We start from the raw sequence: 15032 nt of genomic DNA on the forward strand, positions 1-15032 counted from the left end.
ATCATCAAATAATGTTTAAAGCTTTTTGTATTCTTGTGATTGCCCCAATCGATAAAGTGCGAAGTCGTATTTAATCGGATCGGACGCATCAAATTTTTTGAGTGATTGTGTGATAAGCAAAGCAGAATAGAGATCATAACTCTTTCTATCTAATAGTTTTAGCTTGTGTGATACCTTAAAAGTATGAGTATCTAAGGGAAGAATCAAATCCGCCTTATTGATTTCTTCCCATCTTCCAAAATCCAAATTATCTTTTCTTACCATCCACCTAAGATACATATTCCAACGCTTTAAAGGAGAGCTCCCCTTAAGTTTTGTGCAAACCCTTCCAATGAGAAACTCTAAGCCTCTTGTTTTAAGATTGGACTTTTCAAGCATTGTGGAAATTTTATTGATTGCTAAGTATATGCCTTCCAATATATTTTTATTTTTTGCATAACCCTCAAAAACAAGAGCTTTAATCCTCTTATCATTGATGATTTGATAAAAAACTATGAATAGATTTTTAATATCATCTGAACTCTGAAATCGATAAAAAGGAAAGGTTTGTTTTTGAATTTGAGAAACAGATGTTTTGAGCAATGAAAAATCTAAACTATCAAGTATCCGAACAATCTGCTTCACATTTCCATAAGAAAGCAAAGCACAAATCAAGGAAATTTCTTCAAAAAACTCATCATTTACATATTTTCGCACCACCAAAAGAGGATCGGGATTTTCTAATGTAATTTCATTGAAATTATTCTTAATAGCATAGTGTTCATCTAATAAGGCTTTTAATCCTCTCATTGTTTGATGCTAAGGAGTGTGTCTATCATCCTATCAATTGCGGTTATAACTTTGGCATTGGCTGCATACCCACCCTGAAATTTAATAAGATTGACCATTTCTTCATCTATACTAACTTGAGATATTGCCAAATGTTCTTTTTTGATTGCCTCAAAGACTGATTTTTTAGTATCAAGAGTTTCTTGAGATTTTTGAGTATCAGTAGCAACCTTACCATTGAGATATTGATAAAACTCACTCAATTTCATTTGATTGATTTCAAGCTTATTGTTATAAAAATCAACCTTTTCATACTGTAGCTGTTGCATCATATTGGCGACATCAAAATTTCCATTTATTGGTGCTAACCAAGGTCTTATATAAGTGGGATCTTTTTTATATTTGCTATTGATTCGTATATTCTGAGCACTCTCGCCCTCAAAAAATGGATTCACTCCAAGTGCACCTGTAAAGTTTGTGCCATTATCTTTGAGGGAAACATAAAAACCTTTTGAAGGCTCTTTTGCTTGAATATAGAATTTTTTGGTTTTGTTGTCAAAAAAAGCCTTGAAATAATCATCAAAGTCATTTGTGTCATTATTGTCGTGATTATCATCTGTGTTTGCGTTTATCTGTGTGATGATGTCTTTCATCGTAGTGACATCAGTGATAGCAATAGTTTTTTTTGCAATCTCTTTTCCATCTGTATTGTAGGCAATAAGATCAATGGTGCCATTTTTTATATTATAGTTGGTGTCTTTTAGTGCTTCAATATCTTCAAATTCAACCTGTCGGCCTTCAACCTCGTGTGCGGCACTCTGAGCATAAATAGAATTAGTCGCTTCAATAAAACCTTTAGCAAAAGAATCTAAAAGATTGATATAATTTTGAAGTTTTCCTGTTTTTGTTCCATCATATCCAGTGTTATAGAGCCCTATCAATGCTCCTGCTTTACCTTGATTTATTTTGTCTGTAATATCCACATCTTTAAAATCATATCCACGAAAATATATACGATTAAGATGTGCGGAATTATTCTGTTTCTCAAGAACTAAAGGATGAAAAATAGTACCATCTACAATATTGAATCCATTAGCGATATTAAGCACATATCCATCATCAAAATCCGCTGTTTTTTTATCATTAAGCGCATTCGTTCTGATATTATTCTTAAATACATTTCCTCCAATAAGTTCTCTTAAATGAAACTCAAGTTCATCTCTTCTATCACGGAGCTCGTTGGCTTGTTTGAATATTTTAGGATCTTCTGTTTCCCTAAGACGTTTATTAATCTCAGCAATTTGAGAGGCTAAATTATTAACCTCTTTTATAGTGCTCTCTAACTCTTCACTACTTTTTTGTTGCAACATTAAAAGTTTATTTCGAGTATCCCTGATATTATGGGTAAGAACTTCTGCACTCTTAGCTAAAACTTGTTTTTGAGCGGGATCTTTTCCATTTTTTGCAAGATCTTTCCAGCCATTGAAATACTCTTGCAAATCATTATATATTCCTACTCCATCTATATCTGGAAAATAAGCGGAGGCTTCCTTAAGAGCACTAAAATCAGTATTATAAAATTCATTATCTTCAGAAGCTTTAGAATAACGAGAAAATACAAATTCATTATGTATCCGTTCTACTGATTGGACATCCACTCCTCTACCAATACTTTTATTTTGATATTCAATAGGTTTTTCAGGCCTAGCAATAACTCTCTGTCTGCTATAAAATTCATCACTTGCATTAGAGATATTGTTTCCCGTGACATCTACCATCAATTGATGAGCCTGAAGTCCGCTATAAGAAGTATTCAAAGAAGATAAAATTCCACCCATCGTGCTTCCTTATGCCTGAACTTTCAAAAAATTACTTCGAGGAGTTTTGTTTCCATTATAATCAGATGCTTCATGTGGAATGATTTTTTCAATCAAGGAATTATAAAACTCTGAGACTGCAAACACAATCCTAGCATAGCTCGTATTGAGGTTTTTAAGCTCTTCAAGATTTTTTCTCATTTGAGCTAACAATACCCCAGCTTCTTCATCAATCAACTCCGAAAGAGTTTTATTGGGAAATTGATTTTTTAAATTCAACATCTCTTGATCAATAAGATTCTTCTTTGCTTCAAAAGCTTTGATAAGTTGCTGTTTTGATCCATTACGATCAAAAATACTATTATGATTAGCAATCCTAATGTCTTCAACATCTAAAGAAGTCAATTCTATGAGATTTTCAAGGTCACAAACAGCACCTCTGAGGTAATTATGAAGCATATTTTTAATCCTAAAATATTTAATAATACCCCCAAAGAAGGAGTATTGTATTATATTTATAGATTAAGCAAATTTAGTGCCATTTTTTCTGAAGTTTTCTGGATATCAACCCTATAAGTGCCATTTTTCATAGATTCTTTAATTTGAGTTGCTTTATCTTCAACTTCGGGGGTATCTTTAGGCTTAATGCCTTCTGAATATTTTTTATTCTCATTGGCAACCAAATGGCTATTGCTAGTTGCTATAGGACTTATCATTTAAAATCTCCTAAGATATAAAATTTATTTGCACAAACTACATCGGCAATAATAGTTAATGCTTTAATTTATTTTTTTGATCTGCTTCATCATCTCTTCTCTAAATTTTGACACATCTGTGACACTTGTAGAGCTTTTAGTGCTACCAAAAAGCGATGCATCTTCATTGGATGAATAGGTATAAATAAAAACAAACACCATCGCATAACAAAACAAACCAAAACAAACGCTCGGAAAAAGCCAAGTTCTAAAATCAAATCTTTTAAATTTCATTTTTATATACCCTCATCTAGTGTGTCTTTAAGCACAGCATATTCGTTTTTTTTGAGATTATAGCAAATTTAACCATGTATATCATTAAGCTTGGGATCTAAGATTTACTTTTATGGGAGTATTTGTAAAGTTAATATATAATCTGTTCTTTTATATTCTTTTATAAAATCTCAGAGGCATTCAATGAAAAGACTTTTGCTATTATTTTTGCTATTATCCTCGAGTGTTTTTGGTGCGCTTGGCGAAAAACTCTTCTGGGATAAAGGCACTACGTTGCTCGGTTTTTTTGAGCAAAACTCTCTTCCACTTAAACTTTACTATAACCTTTCTTCTCAAGATAAAGAACTCACCGCAGAAATCTATGCAGGAGTTTCATACTACACCCTCAGAGATGATAATGGGGATTTACTTCAAGCTCTTATTCCCATTAGCGAAGATGTGCAAATCCATATTTATAAGAGCAACGAAGATTACAAGCTAGATTTTATTCCTATCATTTATTCTTCTGTACAAAAAATCCTGACTCTTTCTGTGCAAAAATCCCCCTATCAAGATATCATTGATGCCACGTCAGATACTAGTCTTGCCAATGAATTTATCAATGCCTATAAAAAAAGTATTAATTTTAAAAAATTTGTCATCAAAGATGATAAGTTGGCTCTGATTTATACTAGAAAATATCGACTTGGCAATCCTTTTGGTTCTCCTGATATCAAAGCAACCGTCATTGAAACCAATAAAAAATCAAATTATATTTTTGCTTACAAAGGTCGCTATTATGATCCAAAGGGAAAAGAGGTAGCAGGATTTTTATTAGAGGTTCCTGTGAATTTCACACGCATTTCTTCAAAATTCTCCTATGGAAGACTCCATCCCATACTCAAGGTTATACGTCCTCATTACGGAGTTGATTATGCAGCTAGAATTGGCACTTCTATAAAGGCCGCAGCTGATGGAAGAATCATATTTTTAGGAGTAAAGGGTGGGTATGGAAAAACGATTGAAATCAATCACGGTAATGGTATCAAAACCCTTTATGCTCATATGAGCTCTTTTGCAAGAGGTATGCACAGTGGAATGTATGTAAAAAAAGGGCAAATTATTGGAAAAGTTGGAACTACGGGTGTCAGCACGGGCCCACACCTGCATTTTGGAGTCTATAAAAATAATCGCCCTATCAATCCCTTAGGTAGCATACGTACAGCAAAAAGCGAACTCAAAGGAAAAGACAAGAAAGAATTCAACGAAATAGCCAAAACCTACAAAAAAGAACTTGATGATGCACTTGAAAAAAGTTCTTTTGAGGATCAAAAATCTTTTGTGTCCATCAAGGCTCAATGATGAAATATTTTCCTACTGTTGATTCAAAAGTAGATTTCAAATCGATACATTTTGAAGAATGCATAAATTCAGACTACATCAAACCCACCAGAATGAAGTATATAGAAAATGGCAAAAAAAAAGTTTGGGATATTATCGACTCTCACGATAGCGTCTCTATAATTTTATATCATCAAGATTTTGATAGCTTTTTGATTGTAAGACAATTTCGTCCAGCTGTGTATGCAAAAAATCAAGATGGATACACATATGAGCTATGTGCTGGATTAGTAGATAAGAAAGATAAAACCATTGAGCAAATCGCCTCTGAAGAAATTTTTGAGGAATGTGGCTATAATGTGAAAGTCAATGATTTGAAAAAAATAGGTAGTTTTTTTGCTTCTACAGGTATCAGTGGCAGCAAACAAACAATATTTTTTGCCACCATTACAGAAGAGAATAAACTCACTATGGGAGGTGGAATCGATGATGAATGTATTGATGTTTTATTCTTACCTTTATCAAAAGCCCAAGAATTTATTAATGATGAATCCATAGCAAAAACACCCGCCCTTGCATATGCAATCAAATGGTATATGGATCAGTCAAAAAAGGAGTGAAATTGTTCAAAAAAATTCTCAGCACCATAGCATTCACAGCTATTATCTTTTCAATAGCAAATGCAGATAAATTTAATGAAACTGTATCTATAAACATACAAGATGTAGATACAAAAAATAAAACATTAACGTTTCCAGCATATGATTTACTCATCGGAGAAACTGGTTTTATCATCACAAAACTAACAGATTATAGAGTCATTTCTGCAAAACTAGAAATAGAATCCATCAAAGATGGTGTTGCTAAGGCCAAATTCAGTGATTTTGATGCGATGAAACAAAAATACCTACCCACTCCAAGAGTTGAGCCCAAAAAAGGAGATATGGTTTTTTTTAGAGAACTCAATAATAGAGCATTCTTAATAGCACCCGATTTGAATACTTATGAAAAGATAAAATCCACACTCAAAAAAGAAGTTTCAGTTATGAGTTCTGACCTACTAATGGCATACTTAAATGATTATGGCGGTTTTGATCCCAACCCAAAATTTCTCAAAAAAGCTTGTAATCTCTATAGCGTAGGATTATTGTATATTGTAGGAACAAATAGCTTGAATGTTTTAGATTGCCAAAGTTTAGCTCGTTTGCAAACGAACTATTTTGATACTTCTGGTGTCACTCAAAGTATCGCACCTTTTTTCTCTCGTTTTCAGGAGATAAAAACAGGTTCCTTGTCGAGTTTGTTTTATTCAAAAAAATCTAAAAACTACTTTGAATTTTATGACAATCTCATAAAAAATGGTTTTGACATGCAAAAAGGAAAAAAACCTAAAAAATCAAAAGAATCTCCAAAGTCAAAAAATCTAAAAGACCCCAAGAGTAAGCTGTGATAGAGAAAAAACACCAAAAAGAGCTTGAAAATATTGTCGGTTCTGAGAATTTTTATAACGACAAAGCTCATTTGATTGCATATTGCTATGACGCCACAAAAGAACGTTATGAGCCTGATTGTATCATATATCCCAAAGATGAAATTGATGTGAGCAAAATCCTAAAATATTGCAATACACACAAAATTTCTATATTGCCAAGAGGTGCAGGAAGTGGATTTACAGGGGGTGCATTGCCAATAAATGGGGGTGTTGTCTTAGCAATGGAAAAACACTTCGACAAAATTTTAGAAATTGATGAAAAAAATCTTATCGCCAGAGTCCAACCTGGAGTGATCAACAAACATTTTCAAGAAGTAGTTGAAAAAATGGGTTTATTTTATCCACCCGATCCTGCAAGTCAAGAATATTGCACATTAGGAGGCAATGTAAGCGAAAATGCTGGAGGAATGAGGGCTGCAAAATATGGCATTACAAAAGATTACGTGATGGCAATAAGAGCAGTTTTACCTAATGGAGAAATCATTAGAGCAGGGAAAAAAACCATCAAAGATGTTGCTGGTTACAATATAGCTGGAATTTTGATAGCAAGTGAAGGAAGTTTGGCAGTGATTACTGAGATCACCCTCAAGCTCATTGCCAAACCAAAAATCGCTCAATCCGCAATGGGCGTTTTTCCTGATATTCAATCTGCAATGAATGCGGTTTATAAAACAATGGCAAGTGGGGTAACACCTGTGGCTATGGAATTTCTAGATAACTTAACCATAAGAGCCGTAGAAGAAAAATTTCACAAATCTCTTCCTGTAGAAGCTGGATCTATCCTTATCACTCAAGTTGATGGAGACATACCCGAACAGATCCAATGGCAACTTGAAAAAATTCAACAAAAATTCCTAGAAAATGGCTGTATTGATTTTAAAATTGCTAAAAACAAAGAAGAGGAAGCAAGTCTGTGGTTTGCCAGAAGAAACGCCTCTCAAAGTATCACCGTGTATGGCAAAAAAAAGCTCAACGAAGATATCACCGTCCCTAGATCAAGACTTCCTGAACTTTTAGAAAAAATCTCTATCGTGAGTAAAAAATATGGCTTTAAAATCCCTTGTTTTGGTCATACTGGAGATGGAAATGTTCATACAAATGTGATGGTTCCTGATGATAAAGATGAAGAACAACTCAAAAAAGGCCATCAAGCCATAAAAGAAATTTTCCAAATTGCTGTTGAACTTGAAGGCACACTTAGTGGGGAACACGGAATTGGGTTATCTAAAGCACCCTTTATGTCTTTAGCATTCACTCCTTCAGAAATGGAGCTTTTTAGAAATATCAAAAAAGCTTTTGATCCTAACAATATCCTCAATGGCAACAAAATGGGTTTATAGTTAAAAACTTAAACCTCTATTAGATAATTCACAAATACTTTATATAAGCTTGGTATAATTCTTGAAATCTGAATATTGTTGGGGTCAAATGAACTTTTTAAAGCTTGTCTTGTTGTCTGTTTTTTTCACAGGTTGCACCTCTTTAATGCAAAAAGAAGAGATTATTTCAAAAACCCATATACCTAAAAGATTCTCCAATGAAGATGTATTGCAATCACTAGTAAAACAAACTTATGGAGAAAAACCAACCCTATCAAAAGAAATGCCAAATCTTCAGAGTATGGATTTCTTGCAGACTTTTTTTTATATTTTTACAGACCATACCCTCCAGCAACTCATAGAACAAGCACTCAAAAATAACCCAAACGTTCTCACACTCACTTCCAAAATCGCTCAAGCTAGATCCACAGCAAAGATTCAAGGTGCGGATATGATTCCTAAAATCGGAGCAAATATAGGCTACAACTACAGTGATGGAAACTACAAAAAATATCAAATCAACTTCAACCAAAACACACTCAATGGTTCTTTAACGCTTTCTTGGGAAATAGATATTTTCGGACGAATCAACTATCTTCGTAAAGCTTCAAAGGAGCAATATTTTAGTGCTCAAAAAGATCTCTCTAGTGCCAAAATCAGTCTAATTTCAGATGTTGCAAATTATTATTTTACTATCAGGAAATTGATAAATTCCATCAATATCTACCAAGAACTTGTCCAAAATCAAGAGAAAATCTACCAAATCAATGAAAAAAAATACGATCTAGGACTCATAGACATCACCGAATTAGCATCATTAAAATCAACACTCTCCAATCAGAAAAACACCCTTTTAGATCTATCATATCAACTAGAACAGAACAAAAACGCCCTTTTAGTACTGCTAAATACCAAAAACGTAGATTTTGATATGACTCAAAACTATCATTTTAAAAAACCAAATTTTCCACCAATACAAACGATGCCTTCTAGTGTGCTTTTAAAAAGACCTGATATACAATCAGCTATTCACGCTTTAAATGCTCAGATATATACCCAATCAAGCAAACGTGCAGAATTTTTTCCTGTACTAAATATCAGTGGCAGCCTTGGGCAAATATTATTTTCCAACAACGGAATTGGAGATCTAATCTGGCAGATAACAAGCTCTTTATCCATGCCATTATTAAATCGAACAAACATCAGAGAGAACTATAAAATTCAAAAAGAAAATGTCAAACAAGCTTTCTATGCTCTCCAAAACTCAATCAATACAGCCATTGGAGAGATACAAAATGCAATATCAGATGCAGATTATTCTAAAGAAAATCTAAAAAACTCTCTACAAAGTGCCCAAATTTCAGAAAACGCCCTCAAAGCAACAAAGTTCAAATACGATTATAAACTTATTGATGAGATCAGTTTGCTTGATTATCAAAATCAATATCTCAATATTCAAAAAACCCTCAATGAATCTCTTTATGGTAATACAGAAGCAATGATTTTGCTCTATAAGTCATTTGGTGGGGTATTTGTATTTGAAGATGACAAAGGAGATAAAAATGCACAACACTGAGATCTACTCTAAAATCAATCCAAAAAAGTCAGGTCACAAAAAATATTGGATTATTGGCATTTTTGTAGTGATATTACTCTTGATGATAGGCGGTATTTTCATAAAAAAAGATGACAATAAAATCACCTATATCACTTCTACTCCCCATATGGGCGATGTGGTTGCAAAAATAAATGCCACAGGCACACTATCACCCACTGATGAAGTAGAAATTGGGAGTCAAATCTCAGGAACAATTCAAGAAGTTTTTGTAGATGTGAATGATTCTGTGACAAAAGGACAAATCCTAGCTAAAATCAACCCCGAAAAAATCAATCAAGCCCTAGATAAATATAAAGCTCAAATTGATTCTGCCAAAGCCTCTTTATTCTCATCAGAAGTAATGCTTGAGCAAAAAAAATGGAATTACGAACAAATGCAAAAGCTTTTCAAAGCCACAGGAGGCAAAACTCCCTCAGAGCTTGATCTTCAAAATGCAAAAATGGAATACCTCCAAGCAAAAGCAGATGTCCAAACCAAAAAAGCAGCAATAGAACAAATCGCCACAGATATGAAGACTTCTGAAATTGATCTAAAAAATTCAGTGATTACAAGCCCTATTGATGGAGTGGTCTTAGAGCGTAGCGTAGATCCTGGTCAAACAGTGGCCGCAAGTTTTCAAACCCCCACACTTTTTAAACTTGCTCAAAACCTCAAATCAATGAGCCTGATTGTGAATGTCTCTGAATCTGATATTGGAAAAGTAAAACCAGGTCAAAAGGTCATTTTTAGCGTAGATGCCTACCCTGATAGAGAGTTTGATGCACAGGTCAATCGTGTTAGTTTTGCATCTGCAAGTAATGATGATAACACGAACAACATTGTGAGCTATGAAACAAAAATCTACGTAAATAACGAAGATCTGTTGCTAAAACCTGGCATGAGTGTGAATGCAAACATTCAAGTAGCACAAGCACATAACGTGCTATTGGTTCCTGTAGCAGCAATTTTTTATGAACCCAAAAACTCCTCCAAGCAAACCAAAAAAACATCTCCCTCTTTAATGGGAAAACCAAGACCAAAAGCCACCATAAATGATTCAAAAGAAATCAAATCCAAAACCAGCACCATATATATTCTCAAAAACAACCTTCCAACTCCCCTTAATGTAGGCGTAGGCATCTCTGATGGAAAAATGGTTCAGATTATCTCTGAAGACATCAACACAAGCACCCAAATCATCACTTCAAGTACCACAAAATGAGCTCTTTAATAAAGCTAGAAAAGATTACTAAAACTTATGGCAAAGGAGAAAATACTTTTTTAGCACTCAAGGGCATTGATCTTGAAATCCAGGAAGGAGAATTTATTGCCTTAATGGGTCCTTCTGGATCAGGCAAATCAACTTTGGCAAATATTTTAGGCTGCCTAGATATAGGTAGCGGTGGAAAATATTTTTTTGATGGCGTGAGCGTTTTTGACCTAAATAGAAAACAAAGAGCATTACTCAGAAGGCATTACATTGGATTTATCTTTCAAGGTTTCAACCTACTTTCACGCACAAGTGCATTAGAAAATGTAGAATTACCTCTACTTTATCGAGGTATGCCAAAAAAAGAACGCAAAAACATAGCAATACAAGCATTAGAGATGGTGGGACTCAAAGACTGGGAAAATCATAGTAGCAATGAACTTTCAGGAGGTCAACAACAAAGAGTCGCCATAGCTAGAGCCATCGCATCTAAACCCGTATTCTTACTAGCTGATGAACCTACAGGAAATTTGGATACTCAACGCAGTGTAGAAGTGATGGAAATCCTAACAAGATTAAATCAAGAACTCAAAATCACCATATTGATGGTCACTCACGAACCAGAAATGGCTCAATACACAAAAAGACAAATCCATTTTTTAGATGGAAAGATACAGCAGGATTTCAACCAATGATACTCAACGCATTTTTTCTAGCATTCAAGCAAATCAGAAAAAATTACCTCCGAGCTTTTTTAACAATGCTTGGCGTGATTATTGGCGTTGGATCAGTTGTTGTGATGTTAGCACTAGGCAATGGAGTGACACAAAAAGTCACCTCTCAAATATCAAGCTTGGGAAGCAACCTTCTAATCGTTTTTCCCGCACGAAACTTAGAAAATGATGGAAAAAGCAAAAAGCGTAATTTCACAATGCAAGAAGTTGATTCCATCAGGAGCAGACTCTCTGGAGTGAGGGCTGTGGCACCTTTTTCAAGTACTTCTGTTATAACCCAATATTTTTCTCAAAACACACAAACTCAAGCAAATGGAATCACACAAGATTATTTTGAAGTGACTGCTTGGGAACTCTCTATGGGACGAGCATTTCGTGATAGCGAATACACCACTGGAGCAAGTGTGTGTGTATTAGGAGAGAGCGTGAAAAAGGCATTATTTGGAAATGAAAATCCACTTGGGGCACAAATAAAAGTAGCGAAAAACATGTGTGAAGTGCTAGGAGTGCTGCAATCAAAAGGGCAAGGAGCAATGGGAAATGATCAAGATGATGCCATTTTTATGCCTTTTAAAACCTTTCAAAGAAATGTGAGTGGCAAAAACACTCTTTTTAATGTGAATCGAATCTTAATATCACTCAATGATGGCGTAGATTCAACAAATGCAACCGAAGAACTCAAGAAAATACTGCGTGATATAAGACATATCAAAGGAGGACAAAGAGATAATTTTGACATTATGGATACAAAAGAAATAGAAAAAATGGTGGCCTCAAGTACCGCTATTCTCACTTTGTTCTTAGGGGCTATTGCAGGAGTGAGCCTTATTGTTGGAGGAATTGGCATTATGAACATCATGCTTGTTTCAGTCACCGAAAGAACTAGAGAGATTGGAACTCGTTTGGCTATAGGGGCATTAGAAAGTGAGGTTCTTTTACAGTTTCTCATCGAATCAGTAGTGGTCAGTTCTCTAGGGGGTATCATAGGGATTTTTCTAGCTTTTTTCATCACATTAGGTGCAACAAGCTTGATGAATATTCCTTTTATATTTCACATTGATGTAGCTGTATTTGCTTTTTTATTTTCAGCATTCATTGGCGTTGTTTTTGGTTATCTCCCTGCTAGGAGAGCTTCTAGACTCAACCCTATTGATGCCCTAAGATATGAATAAATTACGGGAGTTAATGATGTATGATGCGTATATGAAAGCTCCAAAAGAGCTAGGAAAGGCCTACCTTCATATCTGTTGTTCAGATACAGGAGTCAAGAGTGTATTTTTTTGTGATAGTAAGATTATCAACGAAAATCCAAATGATATTGCCCTGTGTTGCATAGATCAACTGCAAAACTATTTCAAGGGATTGCAAAGGAGTTTTGATTTGCCATTAGATCTTAAAGGGAGTAATTTTCAGAAAAAAGTCTGGGAGCATTTGTGTGAAATAAAATTTGGTGAAACCAAAAGTTATAAAGAAATAGCCTTGCAATTAGGAGGTAGCAATTATTCTAGAGCAGTAGGAACAGCGAACTCCAAAAATCCTATCTCTATCATCATTCCTTGCCACCGAGTCATAGCCAATGATGGAAAGCTATCAGGTTATGCAGGAGGGGCAGAAATAAAAAAATGGCTACTAGAGCACGAGAAAAATGTATTGTTAAACCACCATCAAAATAAGCACTCTTGAAAGTCTATCAACTCATTCTTGCGATTAAATCATAGGAGCTTTCATCTCCTCAGAGGTTCTTATTTTCACTATATTGTTTTACAAAAAAGTGCTAGAATCTATGAAAAACCTAGAAGAGAGGAGAAAACGATGAAAAAATCTCTATTATTTTTTGGACTTATCTTTTTTTGTTTATATGACCCAAAGCTTCAAGCCAAAGAACTAATCGTTATGATTTCTGGGGGATTTCATGCCGCATATCAAAAACTCATACCTGATTTTGAAACAAAAAATAAAATAAAGATCAAGACAATTTCTGGCCCTTCAATGGGAAACACCACTGAGGCTATTCCAAACAGGCTAAAAAATAATCAGAAAGCTGATGTGGTGATTATGGTCGGAAGTGCCCTAGAAAAATTACAAAATGAAGGCTGGATACTAAAAGGATCCAAAACAGAATTAGCAGACTCGCCAATTGGAGCAGTTATTAAAAAAGGCAACCCTCCCATCAGTATCAAAACCACCAATGAACTAAAAGCAGCATTATTAAATGCTTCTTCAATAGCATATTCAGATAGTGCGAGTGGAAAATATGTGAGTGAAGAATTATTCAAAAAACTAGGCATTCAAAAACAAATGAAAAACAAAGCACATATGATACCAAGAATCCCTGTCGCATCTGTGATTGCCAAAGGAGTTCATGAGATAGGTTTTCAACAAGTCAGCGAACTTTTACCTATTTCAGGGGTTACTTTCATCGGCGAGTTACCAGAAAATTTACAGCACTTCACCCGATTTGCAGGTGCCGTACTTAAAAACTCCTCCAATATAGATGAAGCCAAAGATTTATTAAGATACCTATCCTCACCAAAAGCACAGAAAATTATCCATTCCACAGGACTTCATTCTATAAACATAAAAACACCAGAGAAAACTTCCAAATGACCAAAATATAAATCACATATCAAAGAGATTCAAGTATATCCTAGACAATCGGTATTACTTGAATCACCTATTTGATGCTCTTATTTGTTCTTCTATCATCTCTATACCCAAAATCCTTTTAATCAGATTTATTTGAAATGCTTATCGTTCTTCCACAATGTCATCACATTTTGACATCATCAGTGAAGTTTTATGCATAACACCCCCTCTTCTTCACTCGCTTCTCTCAAACCCAAACCGCACGTAACGCATTCACTCCATTTTTTTATAACAAACCCAAGCCTCACGAAGAATAAAGATTGATTCTAGGCAAATCAATGAAGTTTTATGACCTTTAAACCAACATAACGTCTTCACCAACATCTCAAAGTCTATCATCTGTGTTATTTTTATCTCCTCTTCTCACCTCTTACGTCCCTTTTTTACCCTCTCTTATGAAAATAAAACAAATTTCCCTCTTATCAAAAATCCTCCCTCTCAAACTCAAAACCCTCACATAGTCCCTTCACTCTTTTGCCTGAAACCCCCCGCATTAGCACCTTCGCTCCCTTTGTCTGAAACCCTCACATAAGACCTCCTCCTCCCTTTGTCTGAAACTCCACATAACGCCCTCCCCGCTGTCTCAAACTTCTATTAAAAACATCAGAGGGGTATAGCCTCTTCACTCTTTTTATCTCAAACTCAAATCCCGTATAAAACCCCTCCACTCTCCTGTCTGAAACGCAAACCTCACGAAGAATAAAGATTGATTCTAAGCAAATCTATGAAAATAAAAGAAATTTCCCTCTTATCAAAAAATCCTCCCTCTCAAACTCAAAACCCCCCGCATTAGCACCTTCACTCTTTTGTCTGAAACTCCACATAACGCCCTCCCCGCTGTCTCAACTTCTATTGAAAACATCAGAGGGATATACTCCCTTCACTCTTTTGCCTGAAACTCCCGCATAGTCTCTCCTGCTTTTTTGTCTCAAACTTCTATTAAAAACATCAGAGGGACATACTCCCTTCACTCTTTTTTGTCTCAAAACCTCTCTTTTCTCATCTTCTCATCGCCCTAACACCCATTCAAATAGAACGAATATTCTTTCCTTTTTGAAATTTAGTACTCATAAATCAAAACTTCTCAAATGCCCTACCAAATGATATTCTATGACGTATTTTATAGAGATATTCAATCAT

Annotated in this window: 15 protein-coding genes; 10 read left to right on the forward strand and 5 right to left on the reverse strand. The window is 34.9% G+C overall.

The window, feature by feature from the left end; genetic code table 11:
- Positions 1-15: 15 nt before the first annotated feature.
- The 5 genes from BKH42_RS05670 to BKH42_RS05690 form a co-directional block, all read right to left on the reverse strand.
- Entirely contained in the window at positions 16-789 is a 774-nt protein-coding gene (locus BKH42_RS05670; RefSeq protein WP_095295655.1) for a TIGR02757 family protein, read from the reverse strand.
- The gene (gene flgK / locus BKH42_RS05675) at positions 786-2606 is read right to left on the reverse strand and encodes a flagellar hook-associated protein FlgK (protein ID WP_095295656.1); all 1821 of its coding nucleotides are present in this window, start codon (positions 2604-2606) and stop codon (positions 786-788) included. Before flgK ends, BKH42_RS05670 begins: the two co-directional genes overlap by 4 nt.
- Positions 2607-2615: 9 nt before the next feature.
- Positions 2616-3044 carry a hypothetical protein gene (locus BKH42_RS05680; RefSeq protein ID WP_095295657.1) on the reverse strand — a complete coding sequence of 143 codons (429 nt, stop codon included), beginning with the start codon at positions 3042-3044 and terminating at the stop codon, positions 2616-2618.
- Positions 3045-3100: 56 nt separating this feature from the next.
- A complete protein-coding gene (locus tag BKH42_RS05685; RefSeq protein ID WP_095295658.1) occupies positions 3101-3301 on the reverse strand; it encodes a flagellar biosynthesis anti-sigma factor FlgM in 201 nt (66 codons plus the stop codon).
- A gap of 63 nt (positions 3302-3364) precedes the next feature.
- A complete protein-coding gene (locus tag BKH42_RS05690; protein ID WP_095295659.1) occupies positions 3365-3574 on the reverse strand; it encodes a hypothetical protein in 210 nt (69 codons plus the stop codon).
- Between the two features lie 183 nt (positions 3575-3757).
- Here BKH42_RS05690 and BKH42_RS05695 point away from each other — a divergent pair, with 183 nt between their 5' ends.
- The 10 genes from BKH42_RS05695 to BKH42_RS05740 all read left to right on the forward strand — a co-directional run bounded on the left by BKH42_RS05695 (position 3758) and on the right by BKH42_RS05740 (position 13853).
- Complete coding sequence (locus BKH42_RS05695; protein WP_095295660.1) at positions 3758-4915, forward strand: peptidoglycan DD-metalloendopeptidase family protein; 1158 nt, start codon at positions 3758-3760, stop codon at positions 4913-4915.
- Positions 4915-5514, forward strand: coding sequence for an NUDIX domain-containing protein (locus tag BKH42_RS05700; RefSeq protein ID WP_095295661.1), 600 nt, complete (start codon positions 4915-4917; stop codon positions 5512-5514). Before BKH42_RS05695 ends, BKH42_RS05700 begins: the two co-directional genes overlap by 1 nt.
- A 2-nt stretch (positions 5515-5516) precedes the next feature.
- The gene (locus BKH42_RS05705) at positions 5517-6344 is read left to right on the forward strand and encodes a plasminogen-binding N-terminal domain-containing protein (protein WP_180673994.1); all 828 of its coding nucleotides are present in this window, start codon (positions 5517-5519) and stop codon (positions 6342-6344) included.
- Complete coding sequence (locus tag BKH42_RS05710) at positions 6341-7726, forward strand: FAD-linked oxidase C-terminal domain-containing protein (RefSeq protein ID WP_180673995.1); 1386 nt, start codon at positions 6341-6343, stop codon at positions 7724-7726. The genes BKH42_RS05705 and BKH42_RS05710 overlap by 4 nt, the downstream gene beginning before the upstream one ends.
- Before the next feature lie 88 nt (positions 7727-7814).
- Positions 7815-9281 (forward strand): TolC family protein, encoded by a 1467-nt coding sequence (locus BKH42_RS05715; RefSeq protein WP_095295663.1) that lies wholly within the window; start codon positions 7815-7817, stop codon positions 9279-9281.
- On the forward strand, positions 9268-10524 hold the full coding sequence (locus tag BKH42_RS05720; RefSeq protein WP_095295664.1) for an efflux RND transporter periplasmic adaptor subunit: 1257 nt from the start codon (positions 9268-9270) through the stop codon (positions 10522-10524). Before BKH42_RS05715 ends, BKH42_RS05720 begins: the two co-directional genes overlap by 14 nt.
- Positions 10521-11207, forward strand: a complete 687-nt coding sequence (locus tag BKH42_RS05725; RefSeq protein WP_095295665.1) for an ABC transporter ATP-binding protein — start codon at positions 10521-10523, stop codon at positions 11205-11207. Before BKH42_RS05720 ends, BKH42_RS05725 begins: the two co-directional genes overlap by 4 nt.
- On the forward strand, positions 11204-12418 hold the full coding sequence (locus tag BKH42_RS05730; protein ID WP_095295666.1) for an ABC transporter permease: 1215 nt from the start codon (positions 11204-11206) through the stop codon (positions 12416-12418). The genes BKH42_RS05725 and BKH42_RS05730 overlap by 4 nt, the downstream gene beginning before the upstream one ends.
- A gap of 16 nt (positions 12419-12434) precedes the next feature.
- Positions 12435-12929 carry a methylated-DNA--[protein]-cysteine S-methyltransferase gene (locus tag BKH42_RS05735; protein ID WP_095295667.1) on the forward strand — a complete coding sequence of 165 codons (495 nt, stop codon included), beginning with the start codon at positions 12435-12437 and terminating at the stop codon, positions 12927-12929.
- Positions 12930-13058: 129 nt separating this feature from the next.
- Complete coding sequence (locus tag BKH42_RS05740; protein WP_095295668.1) at positions 13059-13853, forward strand: substrate-binding domain-containing protein; 795 nt, start codon at positions 13059-13061, stop codon at positions 13851-13853.
- Positions 13854-15032: the final 1179 nt, after the last annotated feature.

The sequence above is a fragment of the Helicobacter sp. 13S00482-2 genome (assembly GCF_002272795.1).
Taxonomy (GTDB): domain Bacteria; phylum Campylobacterota; class Campylobacteria; order Campylobacterales; family Helicobacteraceae; genus Helicobacter_J.